Origin of the sequence: Amycolatopsis sp. SID8362 (genome assembly GCF_010550475.1) — a bacterium.
GTDB lineage: Bacteria > Actinomycetota > Actinomycetes > Mycobacteriales > Pseudonocardiaceae > Amycolatopsis > Amycolatopsis eburnea.
In genome coordinates this window covers 1-15108 of the sequence record NZ_JAAGNB010000577.1, presented here as the reverse complement: position 1 = coordinate 15108, position 15108 = coordinate 1, and the positions used below count along the sequence as shown (strand labels likewise).

Sequence of the window (15108 nt, the reverse complement as noted above, 5' to 3'; positions counted from 1 at the left end):
ATCCGCGCGCGGTGCCAGGCGTGCACCACCGGCCGGTAGCAGCGGTACGGCACCGCGGGCGCCACCGCCCCGAGCCGCTCGCGGACCTGGTCGGAGTCCAGCACCGGCAGGCCCGACGCCGCGTGGCGGAGCATCGTCGTCTTGCCCGCGCCCGCGAGGCCCGCCACGACCAGCATGTCGCGTGGCCCGAGTTCGATGACAGTGGGCTCGCTCATGCCCCCTCAACGCCCGGCCGAAGGTAATGGTTCCTTTACCATAGGCTCACGGAAAGTAATGGACACATCTTCCGCACGGTGTCCGCCACCCGGCCGGACGCGCGGTCATTACGCGCCGTGCCGCGAGGCCAGAAACCCATGCAGGACAACGCATTCGACGACGGCCACTTCGGGTGAAGTTCCCGTCCACCTCTTCCGCGTGCCCGGGAAATCCTTATCTTCTTAAGGGGACGCCGCTAGAAACAGAGGACTCCTCATGACCCAGTCGCTGGCACTCCCGGTCCAGGAATTCTGTCTCGATTGGACGCTCACGGGCGACGAAGGCAGCAAGGTCGCGGTCACCCTCAGCGGGCAGGTGTCGCTGCTCGACAACAACCGGTTCTACAAGATCGACGGCGTCGTCTACGTCACGGAGGGTGACGCCGACATCCGCGCGGTCGGCAACCCGTGCCTGTCCGTGCGGCGCAACGGCGTCGAGAAGACGGGGCGGCAGTGGGGCTGGGAGATGTGCTCGGCCCGCAAACGCCTGGCCGCGCTCAACACGATGGAGGGCTACTTCGTCCGGACGGGCTACTGGGCGCCCGCCGACCGCGCCATCCAGCTGAGCCTCTGCGCCGAATCCGGGTGGAGCAGGCGCAAGAGCTACAGCCCGCACGTCACCGTCCGGATGGTCGACTGACCACTGAGGCTTATTCTGGTTAGGCCGCCACGCCCCCACCGGATACCGCTGGTCACCGCGAAAGTCATGTGGCGGCCGACGGCCGAATAAGTCTCACTGTGGACGCTCGGCGCCGCGCCGCCGCGACGACCAGCCCGGCGGCGAGCGCCCCCGCCACCGCGCACCCGGCGCCGAACCCCGGCGACGGCTCGTGCAGGCGCAGCACCGACACGCACAGCCACACCGCCGCGCCGAACAGGATGCCCAGCACCGGGCCGCCGACCGGCGCGCCGCGCCAGCGGTGGCCGTTGCGGATGGTGCGCAGCCCGGATTCGAGGTAGGCGAGCGCGAACAACGCCAGGATGAGGCTGCCCGCGCCCATCGCGCTGGCCAGCGGGTGCTGGCTGGTGAGGAGCGTGAAGGTCTGGGTGATCGGGCCGGTCCGGACGGTCGCCGTGACCGCGCCGCCGACGATCCACCGCGCGATCCCGGGCAGGGTGAGTTCCGCGGTGAAGCCGTTGCCCTCGGGCTTCGCGGTGGTTTCGGCCGAGCCGAGGGGAATCCCGGCCGCGGACAGGTCGATCGCGACGGGGCCGGGGTTGCCGGGGCCGCTGAAGATGAGCGGCTTGCTGAGGTCCACCTCGACCGGCGCCGAGACGGCCGTCCCGCCGAGGTTCAGGGTCGGCGACGCCGAGTGCGGCAGCCGTTCGGGGTTGAGCAGCGCGAGAATGATCAGCGCGAGGGCCGCGAGCGCCGCACCGACGCGCAGCCAGATGACGGGCGCGGCCGAATTCTCCGGCGGCTGGGCGGAGGTGCCGCCGGTCAGGTTCGGGTCGAGGTGGGGGTGCGGTGCGGCCAACGTGGGGTTCGGAGCGCCGGGACGCTGGACGGGGCGGGTGCGGGCCGGGTCGAGTGCCGCCGCACCGAGGCCGGCCACCGGGGAAGCCGGGGCCGTCGGTGCGTTCAACCCCGCGATCACCCTCGGCGGCAGGTGCAGCACCGGCACCCCGGACCGCTCCAGCCACCCGGGCCCGTACACCGCCGTCGCCGCCGCGGCCAGGTCGGCCGCGAACGACTCCGCCTCCCTATAGCGCGAGTCCAGTTCGCGGGCCAGGCTTCGCATCACCACGCCCGCGATCGGCATCGGGACGCCCGCGATCGGCATCGGGTCCGTGAACATGTGCTGGCGCATCATGCTGATCGCGCCGCGGGTGTTGTCGAACGGCAGGCGGCCCGACAGCAGCTCGTACAGCACCGTGCCCGCCGCGTAGACGTCCGCCGCCGGGCTCAGGGCGTTGCCCATCGCCTGCTCCGGTGCGATGTACGCCGGGGTGCCGAGGATCTCGCCGCCGTGGGTCACCAGGGTGGCGCCCTCGCTGATGACGCGGGCGATGCCGAAGTCGGCCACCTTCACCACGCCCTGCGTGCTGAACAACAGGTTGCGCGGCTTGACGTCGAGGTGCAGCACCCCCGCCAGGTGCGCCGCGTGCAGGCCGGCCAGCATCGCCAGGCCGATCGCGCACGCCTGCTCGCCGCTCACGCCGTCGCCGTGGAAGCGGCTGTGGACCGTGCCGCCGTCGAGGCGCTCCATCACCAGCAGGTGCTCGCGGCCCGTGCGGACGTAGTCGTACACCGGGACGATGTGCGGGTGGTCCAGGCTCGCCAGCACCCGCGCCTCGCGGTCGAAGAGCTCGCTGCTCGTCGCGTGGTTGAGGACGTCCCAGGGCAGCTGCTTGATCGCGACGCTGCGGCCGAGCGTCCGGTGCACGCCGGCGAACACCACGCCCATGCCGCCTTCGCCGATTTCCGCCCCGATGTCGTACTGCGGCAGGGCGGCGATCAGCTCGGCCGGTGCGCTCATCGGGTGAATTCCTGCGTCGACGGCAGCGGCAGCCGGGTCGTGACGCCGTCTTCGGCGGGGGTGACCGCCGGGGGTGCCGGGTGCGGGGTGAGGTAGCCGAGCAGGAACGCGATCGCCGCGGCGCCCAGCACCACCGGGAGCTCGATCGCCGGCTCCGGCGGGACGAGCCGCAGCACCGACAGGCTGATCACCGCGACCAGGCCCGTGCCGAACCCGGCGGGCAGGAAGCGCAGGCCGCGGCGCCAGCGGTTGGGCGCCAGCCGGTGCCGGGCCAGCGCGAGCAACGCGGCCGCCCAGGCGAGGATCGTCAGCACGAGCATCGCCAGCCCGAAGACGCCGTACACCGACCAGACGGAGCCGCGGACGTCGGCGACCGTCGTGGCCTCGCCGAGCGTGGCGCGCTGCGCGTCGAGCAGCTCCACCGACGACGGGAGCAGCCCCGTCGCCTGCCCGCTGAGGTCGCCGAGGTCGAGCACGAACGTCCGGGTCGCCGAGCCGCGGGCCGGCACCTCGAACGGCGCCGTCGTGTCGTAGGCGAAGAACGTCAGCGCGAGCGCGACCCCCGACAGCCGCACGCTGCGGACCTTCACCGGCGCGGTGCCGGTGTTGGTGGCCACGACCTTCAGCTCGACCTGGCTCGCCGGGTCGATCGGGACGGTCGCGTCCTCGATCGGCCGCTGGTCGATCGACACCTGCACCTCGAGCGAGCCGGAATCGGCCGACGCGGCCGGCGCGCCGAGCACCACCGCGCACAAACCCAACGCAACCCCCGCCGCGATGACACGTCCCATTGGGCATCCCCTACTTGCGTTATCCGACTGGTCCGGAATGCTACAGCGAGCACACACCGGGGAGGGACGTCCGATGCGATTCGTGGTTCGGCTGTTTTTGGGCGCCGTGGCCGGAACGTTGCTCTTGCTCACCTTCGCGGGCAACGCCAACGCACAATACACATCGTCGGTTGGTTTGAAACCGTCGAGCGGCAAGGCCGGGAGTTCCTTCACCATTTCCTGGAATTTCTACCCGTGCGCCACGGCGATCACCTTTTCCTGGAACGGCACGCCGATGTGGACGGCGAACGCGACCCTCGACCAGACGAGCGGAACGGTCGCGGCCACCGTGCCCGCGGGCGCCCAGCCGGGCACCTACCCGGTCACCGGCACGTGCACCAACGCGCGGACCAAGCTGCCGCTCACGGCGAGCAGCCGGTTCACGGTGATCGCCACGCCCACCACGACCCCGCCGCCCCCGACCACCACCCCGCCGGTCGTCACCACGCGGCCGACCCGGCCCGGCAGCACCACGACGCCACCCCCGACGACCACCACCCCGCCGTCCACCACGACCACCCCGCCGCCGACGACCACGCCGCCCGCCACGCCCGGCACCCCCACCACGACCAGCACCGAGCCCAAGCCCGGGGAACTGGTCCTCGACCGGCCGAGCATCCAGCCCGGCGAGTCGCTCGCCGCGTCCGGACGAGGCTGTCAACCAGGCCGGATGGTGACGCTCACCGCCGACGGCGCCGAGGTCGGATCGGCCGTCACCGACAGCTCCGGCGCGTTCACCGCGCCCGTCGAGTTCACCCGGATCGAGGCCGGGCGGCACACCGTCGTCGCCGAGTGCGGGGTGCGGCTGACCGGGGCCGTCGACCAGGTCGTCACCCGCTCCTCCGGCGGGCAGACCGGCACGCTGGTCGTCCTCGTGTTCTTCGTCCTCGCCGGCATCACGGTGATCCGCTTCCGGTGACCCCCGGTTGACAGGCAACCGTCTGGCTGCCTATCGTCGAAAGGCAGCCAAACGGCTGCATGTTTGAAGGGGCACAGCCGAGGAAGGCGCGATGGACGAGGTCTTCAAAGCGCTGGCCGACCCCAGCCGGCGACGGCTGCTGGACGTGCTCAACGAGCGCAACGGCCAGACCCTGCGCGAGCTGTGCGCGGGGCTGGACATGGCCCGCCAGTCGGTGAGCAAGCACCTGGCCGTGCTCGAGGCGGCCGGTTTGGTGACGACCACCCGGCGTGGCCGGGAAAAGCTGCACTACCTCGACGCCGCGCCGATCAACGCGATCGCCGACCGCTGGATGACCCGCTACGACCGCAGGCGGGCCGGCGCATTGGCCGATCTGAAACGAGCACTGGAGTCCGCACCGATGAACGAATTCGCCTACACGACCTACATCAACACGACGCCGGAAAAGCTCTGGCAAGCGCTTACCGACCCGGCCTTCACCCGCCAGTACTGGGGCGTTTCCTTCGAAACCGACTGGAAAAAGGGCTCGCCGATGATCTGGAACGAAAGCGGCGCGAAAACGGAACACCCGGATCAGGTCGTCCTCGAATCGGATCCGTACCGCCGACTTTCCTACACCTGGCACACCTTCACCGCGGAATGGGCGGACGGCAACAAGATCGATGCCGAAACGCTCGCGAAACTGCAGGGCGAAAGCCGCACGAAGGTCACGTTCACCCTCGAACCGCAGGGGGAAATGGTGAAGCTGACCGTGCTGCACGACGGTTTCGACGACGACAGCACGACGCTGGCGATGTGCAGTCAGGGCTGGCCCGCGCTGCTGTCGAGCCTGAAGACGCTGCTGGAGACCGGTGTCCCCCTTCCGTGATCCCGGCCAATCGGTCGATCCTCCCGAACGCGACAGATCTGGCACAGGGAAAAGTCTGAATCCTCCCCCTTTCGTGGGCGGCAGGCTGAAGTCCGGGTGAATTCCCGCCGATCGACGCCATCCGATGCGGTTTCGCGGGCGTTAGGCTCGCATAATCCGTGACCGGTGATGGTCCGATCGAGTGACGGGAGAGTGCGCGTGCCGGGGTCAGTACGTGCTCGCTGGATCGTGGCGGCGGTCGTGCTCGTCGTCGTGGCGGGCGCTGCCGTGGTGTTCTGGCCCGACAGCGCCGCCGCCGGGGATCCGGAGATCGCGGTTTCGCGCTCGGCGTGCGGCACCGGCTGGTCCGAGCCGAAGCCGGGCCCGCAGACGTTCCGGCTGCACAACACCGGTTCGGTGAGCGCCGAGGTCGACCTGATCGACCCGGCGACCGGTGTGATCTACGGCGAGGTCGAGGGCCTCGGCCCGGACACCACCCGCCCGCTGCAGGTCAACCTGGGCAACGGCAGCTACGCGTTCCGCTGCCTGCCCGAGGACACCGGCGCGATCGTCGGGCCCGCCGTGCGGATCAGCGGCGGGGCCGACCGCACCGGGCCGGGCGTCGCGCCGGTGACGCACAACGACCTGCTCGGCCCGCTCAAGGCCTACCAGCAGCACGTCACGACCGGGCTCGGCGAGCTGGTCGCGGACACCGGCGCGCTGAAGGACGCCGTCCACGGCGGCGACCGCGCGGCGAGCCAGGCCGCCTGGCTGACCGCGCACCTGACCTACGAACGCCTCGGCGCCGCCTACGACGCGTTCGGCGACTCCGACGGCGCCCTCAACGGCACCGCCGACGGCCTGCCCGCCGGCCCGGCCGATCCCGGGTTCACCGGCTTCCACCGCCTGGAGCAGGGCCTTTGGCACGGCGAGGACCTCGGCGCGCTCGCCGCCGTCGCCGACCGCCTGGACACCGACGCCCGCGCGCTCCAGGCGTCCTTCGGCGAGAGCCAGGTCGACGGCAACGACCTCGGGCTGCGCGCGCACGAGATCATGGAGAACACGCTGCAGTTCGAACTCACCGGCCGCACCGACTGCGGCAGCGGCACCACCCTCGCCACCGCCCGCGCCAACCTCGACGGCACGCGCGCGGTGCTCGACGTCCTCCGCCCGCTGCTGGCCCCGCGCTACCCCGAACTGTCCAAGGTGGACAGCTGGCTGACGCGCACGCAGTCCGCTTTGGACGCCGCGCACCGCCCGGACGGCAGCTGGACTCCCCTGGCGCAGCTTTCCCTGCCGCAGCGGCAAAAGCTGAACGCCGACGTCGGCGAGCTGACCGAGCTGCTGGCTCCGATCGCCGCCATCGCCGAGCCGAGGAGGGTTTCGTGACCGGCCTGCCTCGCCGTTCGTTCCTGCGCCGCGCCGCGATGGGCGCCGGCCTCACCGTCGCCGCCGGGGCCGGGCTCGGTGCCTCCTCCGTCATCGACAGCGCGGCACCCGTTCCCTTCCACGGCAAGAACCAGGCCGCGATCCTGCGGAACCCGCCGACGCAGACGATCGTCGCCTCCTTCGACGTCGTCGCGGAGTCCAAGGCCGAGCTGACCGAGCTCTTCCGCGCGATCACCGACCGGGCCCGGTTCCTGACCACCGGCGGCGCTCCCGCGGCTCTCGGCATCAGCGCGCCGCCCGCCGACTCCGGGGTGCTCGGGCCGGTGGTGCCCGGCGGCGACCTCGGCGTCGTCCTCGGGGCCGGCGCGTCGCTCTTCGACGACCGGTACGGCCTGGCCAAGCTCAAGCCGGCCAAGCTCAAGCCGATGCCGACGTTCCCGAACGACGCCCTCGACCCCGCGCAGTGCCACGGCGACCTCAGCCTGACCCTGTCGGCGAACAGCACCGACACCGTGCTGCACGCGCTGCGCGACATCGCCCGCGCGACCCGCGGCGGCATGCAGCCGCGCTGGAAGCTGACCGGCTTCAGCTCCCCGCCGCGCCCGGCGGGCACCCCGCGGAACCTGATGGGGTTCAAGGACGGCACCGCCAACCCGACCGGGTCCGAAGTGGACGGTCTGGTGTGGACGACCGGCGCCGGCGAACCCGCGTGGACCGCGGGCGGCAGCTACCAGGTGGTCCGGCTGATCCGGATGCTGGTGGAGTTCTGGGACCGGGTTTCGCTGGCCGAGCAGGAGAACATGTTCGGCCGCCGCCGCGACACCGGCGCCCCGCTCGACGGGACCGAGGAGACCGACGTCCCGCGCTACGCCGACGACCCGATCGGCACGGTGATCCCGCTGACCAGCCACATCCGCAAGGCCAACCCGCGCACCCCGGAAACCGATTCGAGCCGGATCCTGCGCCGCGCGGTGAACTACGACCGCGGTGTCGACGGCAACGGCAACCTCGACATGGGCCTGATCTTCGTCTGCTACCAGCAGGACTTGGAGCGCCAGTTCGAAGCGGTCCAGACGCGGCTGGCCGACGAACCCCTGACCGACTACATCTCCCCGTTCGGCGGCGGCTACTTCTTCGCGCTGCCGGGCGTCTCCGGGCCGGAGGACCACTTCGGCCGCACTTTGCTCGCATGACTGCGAAAACCACCACGAAAGGAATCTCCACTGTGGACAAGAGAACCCGCCGGCGACGGCGCGGCCTGCTCGGCGCCGGGGCCCTCGCCTCGGTGGCCACGCTGGCCATCGTCACCGGCTCCGCGGCGACCACCGCGGAAGCCCAGCCGCTGAACCTGTTCCCCGCCCACTGGATCCCGACGTCGACGCCGATCAAGCACGTCGTGGTCATCTTCGGCGAGAACATCTCGTTCGACCACTACTTCGGCACCTACCCGGACGCGGCCAACACCGACGGCACGCCGTTCCAGGCCGCGCACGGCACCCCGAAGGTCAACGGCCTCGACAAGAAGCTGCTGACCGACAACCCGAACGCGTACAACCCGAAGCGGCTCACGCACGAGCAGGCGATGACCTGCGACCAGAACCACAACTACGGCGCCGAGCAGGCCGCGTTCAACGGCGGCAAGATGGACCAGTTCGTCGAGAAGACCGAGACGGACAAGTGCACCGGCCAGCCCGTCCTGTTCGGCGAGCCCGGCCTGGTGATGGACTACTACGACGGCAACACCGTCACCGGCATGTGGAACTACGCCCAGCACTACGCGATGAACGACAACTCGTTCAACACGGTGTTCGGCCCCTCGACGCCGGGCGCGCTGAACCTGATCTCCGGCCAGACGCACGGCGGCCAGGCCGTCGACCCGGTGACGCACCAGCCGGTCAGCGACTCCTACGTGGTGTCGTCGCCGGACGCGAACGGCGTCGGCACGGTGATCAACGACCCCGACCCGGCGTGGGACGACTGCTCGGGCAAGAACCACACGAGCAAGGACAACCTGGCCACGATGCAGGGCCGGAACATCGGTGACCTGCTCAACCAGCGCCGCGTGACGTGGGGCTGGTTCCAGGGCGGCTTCCGCCCGACCGGCGAGGCCAACGGCTACGCGGTGTGCGGCCAGAAGCACACGAACGTCGGCGGCAACTCCGTCGTCGACTACAGCCCGCACCACGAGCCGTTCCAGTACTACCCGTCGACGGCGAACCCGAAGCACCTCCCGCCGTCCTCGGTGCAGGCGATCGGGCAGACCGACCGCGCGAACCACCAGTACGACATCTCGGACTTCGACGACGCGCTCAAGGCCGGCTCGATGCCCGCGGTGAGCTTCCTGAAGGCCCCGGAGTACCAGGACGGCCACGCGGGCTACTCGGACCCGCTGGACGAGCAGCAGTTCGTGGTCAGCGAGATCAACAAGATCCAGCAGTCGCCGGACTGGAAGTCGACCGCGATCGTGCTGGCCTACGACGACTCGGACGGCTGGTACGACCACCAGCGCTCGCCGATCGTCAACGGCTCGCACGACGCTTCGCAGGACCAGGCGGTCTGCACGGGCAAGCCGACGGTCCTGGGCGGCTACGCGGACCGCTGCGGCTACGGCCCGCGGCTGCCGCTGCTGGTGGTTTCGCCGTTCAGCCGGGTCAACCACGTCGACCACACGCTGACGGACCAGACGTCGGTGCTGAAGTTCGTCGAGGACAACTGGTTCACCGGCCGGATCGGCGACTCGTCGTTCGACACGCGGGCCGGGTCGCTGACCGGGATGTTCGACTTCTGGCGCCCGCAGGCGAAGAAGGTCACCCTCGACCCGAAGACGGGCGCGGTGACGCACAGCTAGCCCAAGCGCCCCAAGGCGGCCTTGGTTGCGTCTGACGCACCGAAGGCCGCCTTGGGTGCGTTGAATCAGCACTGCGGCGCGAAGCGCCTCCGTTGAGGGTGGTGGCGGGGGCATGGATGGAGCACCGAAGGCCACATTGGGGCGCTTCAGCCGACGGGGTCGAGGTCCCAGGTCAGGGTGACCACGGTGCCGCTCTCGCCGGCGGAGATGTCCGCGCGGTCGGCGCTGGCGCGCAGCAGGAGCAGGCCGCGGCCGCGCGGGGAAACCGGGCGCGGGTCGACCACCGGGGGCCGCCACCGGCCGTGGTCGGCGATCACCACTTCGACCCGGTCCTCGTACGCCGCGGCGTCCAGGTCGACCAGCCCGGGACCCGTGCCGTCGTAGGCGTGGTCGGCGACGTTCGCCAGCGCTTCGTAGGCGGCCAGCACGATGTCGTGCGCCCGTGCCTCGTCGACGCCCGCCGCCAGCACCCACGCCATCAGGTCGTGCCGGAGCTTGCGCAGCGCCTCGGGGACCGCTTCGACGCCGTGGCAGCGGAACGAACCGGCCGGTTCGCGCATCGGGGCTCGCCCTTCTTCCGTGCCGGGGGCCGTCACGTGAGTGCTTCGTCGACCGTCGGGTGGACGCTGATCCACGTGTCGAGGCCGGTGGTCTTCAGCGGGCCGGACGTCACCGGGGAGTCGCTGACCACCCGCAGCGCATGCTCGGTCATCTTGCGGTGCGCCGAAGCGAGCACCTGCAGGCCCGCCGAGCAGAAGAACGTCACCGACCGCAGGTCGACCACCAGCGTCTCCGGCCCGTCGGCCAGCACCGCGGCCACGACGTCCTCGAACTCCGGCGCGCTGAGCAGGTCGATCTCCCCCGCCACGCCCAGCACCGCGGCGCGGCCCCGCCAATCGAGCGTGACCGCCAGCTCGATGGCGGGGAGGTCCCGTGATGAAGAGGTCACGGCCCCTTATCGTGCCCCACTCCCCGGCAAACGGCTACCGGTGCGGGAGCTGCACCACCGAGACCCAGAAGTCGTCGATCTTCCGGACCACCTCGATGAACTTCTCGAAGTCGACCGGCTTGGTGACGTAGGCGTTCGCGTGCAGCTCGTAGCTGCGCAGGATGTCCTCCTCCGCCTCGGACGTCGTCAGCACGACGACCGGGATCGTGCGCAGCTGCGGGTCCTGCTTGATCTCGCCGAGCAGCTCCCGGCCGTCCTTGCGGGGCAGGTTGAGGTCGAGCAGGATCAGCCCGGGCCGCGGTGCCGCCCGGAACCGCCCCTCCCGGTTGAGGAACTCGAGCGCCTCGACGCCGTCGGCCGCGACGTGCAGCGCGTTGCGGATCTTGTGGTGCTCGAACGCTTCCCGCGTCATCAGCACGTCGCCGGGGTCGTCCTCGACGAGCAGGATGTCGATCGGGGCGGGCGCCTGCGTCATACTTCCCCATTGTCCTCTCGCGCCGGCAGGGTGAAGCGGAACGTCGTGTCGGTGGCCGCGGTGTCGAGCCAGATCCGGCCGCCGTGGTACTCGACGATCCGGCGGCACAGGGCGAGCCCGATGCCCGTGCCCGGGTAGGCCGTCCGCGTGTGGAGGCGCTGGAACAGCGCGAACACCCGTTCGGCGTATTCGGCGTCGATGCCGATGCCGTTGTCCGACACCGAAAACACCCAGTCATCGCCGTCGCGCTCGGCGGTGACGCGGACTTCCGGCGGGGTCTCGCCCTTGAACTTCAGCGCGTTGCCGATCAGGTTCTGGAACACCGCCGTCATCAGCGCCGGCTCGACGCGCACCTCGGGCAGGTCGACGTGGGTGACCTTGCCGCCGCTCAGGGACAGCGCGACTTCGAGGTTCGCCAGCGCGTCGTCGACCAGCCGGTCGGCACCGACCAGGACGTGCTCGCCCGGGTTCCGGCCGACGCGCGAAAACGCCAGCAGGTCGTTGATCAGGATCTGCATCCGCTTCGCGCCGTCGACGGCGTACTCGATGTACTGCTCGCCGCGCTCGTCGAGCAGGCCCTGGTAGCGCCGCTGGAGCAGCTGGCAGAAGCTGGCGACCTTCCGCAGCGGCTCCTGCAGGTCGTGCGAAGCGACGTAGGCGAACTGCTCCAGGTCGGCGTTGGACCGTTCCAGCTCGCGCGTCCGCCGGTCGAGCAGCGCGTGCGCGCGCTCCAGCTCGGCGACCTCGTCGAGGATGCGCTGCCGCATCGCTTCGACGTCGGCGCCCAGCTGCGCGATCTCCCGCGGCCCGCTGCCGTGCACCGGGCGGTGGACGTCCTGGTCGGCGACCTGCCGGACCTCGTCGGCCAGCCCGAGGATCGGCCGGGTGATGATCCGCCGCAGCCCGAAGGACAGCAACGCGAACAGCACCACGAGCAGCACGCCGATGACGACGAGCATCTCGTTCAGCAGGTTCGCCGCGGCGTCGAGCTGGGCACGGCCGGCGTCCCGGACCGCGGTGAGGTGGCCGAGCTGGGTGTCGAGCGCCGAGCGCACCGCGTTGAACAGCTCCTGGCCGCGCGCGACCTCGGCCGGGGTCACCGGCGGCGCGCCGGGCGCGATGGTCGGCACGGCCGCCGCCTGCCACGTCGTGGCGGCCCGCAGCACGGCTTCGAGGTCGTCACCGAGCTCGGTGCCCGGGACCGCGCCTGCCTGCCGCAGCTGGGTGACGGCGGCGGCCTGCGCCTGGACGCCGTCGGTGTAGGGCGCGAGGAAGTCCGGCCGGCGGCCGAGCTGGTAGCCGCGGACGCCGGTTTCCTGGTTCAGCAGCGCGCTCGACAGCTGGAGGGCCGACAGGCGCTGCGGCGCGATCACGTCGAGCAGGCGGTTGCGGGAGGCGGTGAGGTTGTGCAGCGCGATCCCGCCGCCGATCAGCGCGGCGAGCAGCAGCACGGTCTCGGCGACGGCGAGCAGGGTCAGCCAGCGGCCGATCGACCAGCCGCGCGCTCCGGCGGTCATCGGGCGGACTCCCCGGGTTCGTGGCGGAGCAGGGCGAGGGCGACGTCGTCGTCGAGCGGCCCGGAGTTGAAGCGCTCGGCGCGGGCGATCAGCTCGTCGAGCAGGTCGGTGCCGTCCAGCCCGCCGCGGTGGCGGATGTCGAGCACGAGCTCGGCCATCCGCTCGTGGCCGAGCCGCTCGGACCCGGCGCCGACGCGGCCCTCGAAGACGCCGTCGGTGTAGAGCAGCAGCGACCACCCCGGCTCCAGCGGGACGTCGAGGGCCTCCCACTTCGCGCCCTCGACGATGCCGAGCGGGACGCCGACGCGGCCGCCGGAGAGCAGGTGCCCGTCGCCGGGGGTGAGCAGCAGCGGCGGCAGGTGCCCGGCCAGCGACAGGCGCAAGGATCTTCGGTCCGGTGCGACGACGACCATGCACACCGTGGCGAACAGCGGCTCGATCCGTTCGTGCACCAGCACCCGCTCGACCATGCTCAGCACGTCGGCCATCGGCAGGCCGGCCATCACGAGCGAGCGCCACGCGATCCGCAGCGCGACGCCGAGCGCGGCCTCGTCCGGGCCGTGGCCGCAGACGTCGCCGATCATCATGTGCACGCTGCCGTCGGCGAGCTCGATGGCGTCGTAGAAGTCGCCGCCCAGCAAGGATCCGTTGCGGCCGGGCCGGTAGCGGGCGGCCAGGTCGAGGTGCGGGTCGCGCAGCAGCGGGCTGGGCAGCAGGCCGCGTTCGAGCCGCGCGTTCTCCCGCGCGAGCAGCTGCTGCTGGAGGAACTGCTGCTCGACCTGTTCCGCGCGCTTGCGCTCGCGGGCGAAGCGCAGGGCCTTCACCAGCAGGGGCCCGTCCACCTGGTCCTTGACGAGGTAGTCCTGCGCGCCGGCGGCGACCGCGGCGACCCCGGTGGCCTGGTCGTGCCCGCCGGTCAGGACGACGATCGCGACGCCCGGCGCGTGCTGGCCGAGCTTCGTCAGGCCGCTCAGGCCCATCGCGTCCGGCAGCTGGAGGTCGAGCACGACGCAGTCGGCGGTGAGCGGGCCGCTCAGCGCGTCGGCGAGCGTCTCGACGCGTTCGAGCGAGAACGGCACTGCCGTGTCGGCCAGCATCTCCTCGACCAGCAGGGCGTCGCCGTCGTCGTCCTCGACGAGCAGCACCCGCAGGCGGGTGCCGGGATTCCACGATGAGTCGTGCGCGGCGGTCACCGGCTTCTCCCGTTCGGCTGCCCTCGGCCAGCACATCCAGACGATCAACCCTAGCGGCACCGGCGTCGGCCGCCTACGGCCGCGGAACCGGTCTCACCGGGGTAGCGCTTTATAGCACTCCGGTGTGACACCAGGCGGGTAACAGTTCGGTGCACGGCCGTGCCGGACCCGGGTGTTCCCGGCCTACGCTCCGGGCCATGCCCGCCCGCCGCGCCGCTTTCGCCTGGTGGGGCGCGACGGCGTGCTGGTTCCTCGGGACGCTGCTGGGCGGACGCCGGACACCCGTGGAAGCGGCCGTCCCGCCGCCGGTCGCGGTGCTCGCTTACGCCGTTTGCGCGGGGCTGTGGGCGTTGCTGGTCTACGGCGTGTACCGCGGGGTGAAGGGAACGCGCGTCGCGCTGGCGATCGCCGGTGCGCTCGGCATCGTCGACCTCGTGGTGCAGCTGGTCGGCGACGTCGTGACCCGCGCCTACGGGCACGGCGCGTTCTTCCTGGCCGCGCTGGTCCTTTCGGGCGCGGGGTTCGTCCTGCTGTTCAGGCCCCGCTGACACCGGTCTCGGCAACGTGGAGGCACGCCGCCATTGGGGTTTTCTCTCTGGCGGCGGTGGGGGCGGGCGTGCCGGGTGGCCCGGCGCCGCAACCCTGACCCGAGACGTAGTGAATGACTCATTCATGTCGTCGGACGACATGAATGAGTCATTCATGTCGTCGCAGCCGCCACGACGCCGCCGATGTGGGTGACCGGTCACGAGGCAATCCGTGCTCCAGACCGAGCCGCGATCCCAGCACCGGCGGACAGCGGGTGCGGGGATCGTCCCGCTGTTCAGGCCCCGCTGAGCCGCGCGGCGAGGAACTCCTGCTCGACGGCGTTGTCACTCAGCTCCAGCGCGGCCCGGTAGGCGTCGGCCGCTTCGGCATCGCGGCCCAGGCGGTGCAGCAGGTCCGCCTTCGTGGCGGGCAGGTAGCGGTAGCCGGCCAGCCTGCCGCCGGCTTCCAGCCGGGCGACCTCGGCGAGCGCCGCCGCCGGACCGTCCACCATGGACAGTGCCACCGCGCGGTTCAGCGCCACCACCGGAGACGGCCACAGGCCCAGCAGCACGTCGTACAGGACGAGGATCTGCGGCCAGTCCGTCTCGGCGTAGCTCGGCGCCTGCGCGTGCAGCGCGGCGATCGCGGCCTGGACGCTGAACCGCCCGGGCGGGCCGGACTTCAGCGCCTCGACGACGAGCCGGTCGGCCTCGGCGATCAGCGCGGCGTCCCAGCGGGCGCGGTCCTGGTCTTCGAGCCGCAGCAGCCGTCCCGCGGAGTCGGTCCGGGTGGCGCGGCGGGCCTGGTGGACCAGCAGCAGCGCCAGCAACCCGGCGACCTCGGTGTCGGCGGGCAGCAGGGCACGCAGCAGCCGCGCCA

Annotated in this window: 15 protein-coding genes and 1 pseudogene; 7 read left to right on the top strand and 9 right to left on the bottom strand. The window is 71.4% G+C overall.

Annotation, left to right across the window (positions count from 1 at the left end; all coding sequences use genetic code 11):
- Nucleotides 1–215 (bottom strand): annotated as a pseudogene (locus G3I65_RS18025) (Zeta toxin); the annotation flags it as partial.
- Between the two features lie 256 nt (nucleotides 216–471).
- Between G3I65_RS18025 and G3I65_RS18020 the strand changes: the two are divergent.
- Nucleotides 472–894 (top strand): hypothetical protein, encoded by a 423-nt coding sequence (locus G3I65_RS18020; protein WP_160697140.1) that lies wholly within the window; start codon nucleotides 472–474, stop codon nucleotides 892–894.
- 64 nt (nucleotides 895–958) lie between these two features.
- On the opposite strand, the gene G3I65_RS18015 is transcribed toward G3I65_RS18020, so the two are convergent.
- Together G3I65_RS18015 and G3I65_RS18010 are read right to left on the bottom strand one after the other, a co-directional pair.
- The gene (locus G3I65_RS18015; RefSeq protein WP_160697139.1) at nucleotides 959–2734 is read right to left on the bottom strand and encodes a serine/threonine-protein kinase; all 1776 of its coding nucleotides are present in this window, start codon (nucleotides 2732–2734) and stop codon (nucleotides 959–961) included.
- A complete protein-coding gene (locus G3I65_RS18010; RefSeq protein ID WP_160697138.1) occupies nucleotides 2731–3525 on the bottom strand; it encodes a hypothetical protein in 795 nt (264 codons plus the stop codon). The genes G3I65_RS18015 and G3I65_RS18010 overlap by 4 nt, the downstream gene beginning before the upstream one ends.
- Before the next feature lie 175 nt (nucleotides 3526–3700).
- Between G3I65_RS18010 and G3I65_RS57370 the strand changes: the two genes are divergently transcribed.
- The 5 genes from G3I65_RS57370 to G3I65_RS17985 all read left to right on the top strand — a co-directional run bounded on the left by G3I65_RS57370 (nucleotide 3701) and on the right by G3I65_RS17985 (nucleotide 9567).
- Nucleotides 3701–4483 (top strand): hypothetical protein, encoded by a 783-nt coding sequence (locus G3I65_RS57370; RefSeq protein WP_239071281.1) that lies wholly within the window; start codon nucleotides 3701–3703, stop codon nucleotides 4481–4483.
- Between the two features lie 91 nt (nucleotides 4484–4574).
- Nucleotides 4575–5351, top strand: coding sequence for a metalloregulator ArsR/SmtB family transcription factor (locus G3I65_RS18000; RefSeq protein ID WP_160697137.1), 777 nt, complete (start codon nucleotides 4575–4577; stop codon nucleotides 5349–5351).
- Nucleotides 5352–5549: 198 nt separating this feature from the next.
- Nucleotides 5550–6719 carry an EfeM/EfeO family lipoprotein gene (locus G3I65_RS17995; protein WP_309235530.1) on the top strand — a complete coding sequence of 390 codons (1170 nt, stop codon included), beginning with the start codon at nucleotides 5550–5552 and terminating at the stop codon, nucleotides 6717–6719.
- On the top strand, nucleotides 6716–7912 hold the full coding sequence (locus tag G3I65_RS17990) for a Dyp-type peroxidase (protein WP_160697135.1): 1197 nt from the start codon (nucleotides 6716–6718) through the stop codon (nucleotides 7910–7912). The genes G3I65_RS17995 and G3I65_RS17990 overlap by 4 nt, the downstream gene beginning before the upstream one ends.
- Nucleotides 7913–7944: 32 nt before the next feature.
- The gene (locus G3I65_RS17985; RefSeq protein WP_160697141.1) at nucleotides 7945–9567 is read left to right on the top strand and encodes a phospholipase C; all 1623 of its coding nucleotides are present in this window, start codon (nucleotides 7945–7947) and stop codon (nucleotides 9565–9567) included.
- A 146-nt stretch (nucleotides 9568–9713) separates the two neighbouring features.
- Here G3I65_RS17985 and G3I65_RS17980 read toward each other — a convergent pair whose 3' ends face one another.
- From G3I65_RS17980 to G3I65_RS17960, 5 genes are read right to left on the bottom strand one after another with little or no spacing between them, the layout of a single operon-like run.
- A complete protein-coding gene (locus tag G3I65_RS17980) occupies nucleotides 9714–10127 on the bottom strand; it encodes an ATP-binding protein (protein WP_160697134.1) in 414 nt (137 codons plus the stop codon).
- A 32-nt stretch (nucleotides 10128–10159) separates the two neighbouring features.
- On the bottom strand, nucleotides 10160–10516 hold the full coding sequence (locus G3I65_RS17975; protein WP_160697133.1) for an STAS domain-containing protein: 357 nt from the start codon (nucleotides 10514–10516) through the stop codon (nucleotides 10160–10162).
- A 34-nt stretch (nucleotides 10517–10550) separates the two neighbouring features.
- A complete protein-coding gene (locus tag G3I65_RS17970; RefSeq protein ID WP_160697132.1) occupies nucleotides 10551–10991 on the bottom strand; it encodes a response regulator in 441 nt (146 codons plus the stop codon).
- Nucleotides 10988–12508, bottom strand: a complete 1521-nt coding sequence (locus tag G3I65_RS17965) for an ATP-binding protein (RefSeq protein WP_160697131.1) — start codon at nucleotides 12506–12508, stop codon at nucleotides 10988–10990. Before G3I65_RS17965 ends, G3I65_RS17970 begins: the two co-directional genes overlap by 4 nt.
- Entirely contained in the window at nucleotides 12505–13701 is a 1197-nt protein-coding gene (locus G3I65_RS17960) for a SpoIIE family protein phosphatase (RefSeq protein WP_160697130.1), read from the bottom strand. The genes G3I65_RS17965 and G3I65_RS17960 overlap by 4 nt, the downstream gene beginning before the upstream one ends.
- Before the next feature lie 197 nt (nucleotides 13702–13898).
- On the opposite strand from G3I65_RS17960, the gene G3I65_RS17955 reads away from it, so the two are divergent.
- Nucleotides 13899–14249 (top strand): hypothetical protein, encoded by a 351-nt coding sequence (locus tag G3I65_RS17955; RefSeq protein ID WP_160697129.1) that lies wholly within the window; start codon nucleotides 13899–13901, stop codon nucleotides 14247–14249.
- 275 nt (nucleotides 14250–14524) lie between these two features.
- Here G3I65_RS17955 and G3I65_RS17950 read toward each other — a convergent pair.
- On the bottom strand, nucleotides 14525–15108 hold a 584-nt coding region (locus tag G3I65_RS17950; RefSeq protein ID WP_345944088.1), incomplete at its 5' end, for a DUF6596 domain-containing protein.

What these genes read in the sequence shown, in the direction of transcription:
- G3I65_RS18020 (WP_160697140.1), top strand. Translation starts at nt 472, where the DNA reads ATGACCCAGTCGCTGGCACTCCCGGTCCAGGAATTCTGTCTCGATTGG.
- G3I65_RS18015 (WP_160697139.1), bottom strand. Translation starts at nt 2,734, where the DNA reads ATGAGCGCACCGGCCGAGCTGATCGCCGCCCTGCCGCAGTACGACATC.
- G3I65_RS18010 (WP_160697138.1), bottom strand. Translation starts at nt 3,525, where the DNA reads ATGGGACGTGTCATCGCGGCGGGGGTTGCGTTGGGTTTGTGCGCGGTG.
- G3I65_RS18000 (WP_160697137.1), top strand. Translation starts at nt 4,575, where the DNA reads ATGGACGAGGTCTTCAAAGCGCTGGCCGACCCCAGCCGGCGACGGCTG.
- G3I65_RS17980 (WP_160697134.1), bottom strand. Translation starts at nt 10,127, where the DNA reads ATGCGCGAACCGGCCGGTTCGTTCCGCTGCCACGGCGTCGAAGCGGTC.
- G3I65_RS17970 (WP_160697132.1), bottom strand. Translation starts at nt 10,991, where the DNA reads ATGACGCAGGCGCCCGCCCCGATCGACATCCTGCTCGTCGAGGACGAC.
- G3I65_RS17965 (WP_160697131.1), bottom strand. Translation starts at nt 12,508, where the DNA reads ATGACCGCCGGAGCGCGCGGCTGGTCGATCGGCCGCTGGCTGACCCTG.
- G3I65_RS17955 (WP_160697129.1), top strand. Translation starts at nt 13,899, where the DNA reads ATGCCCGCCCGCCGCGCCGCTTTCGCCTGGTGGGGCGCGACGGCGTGC.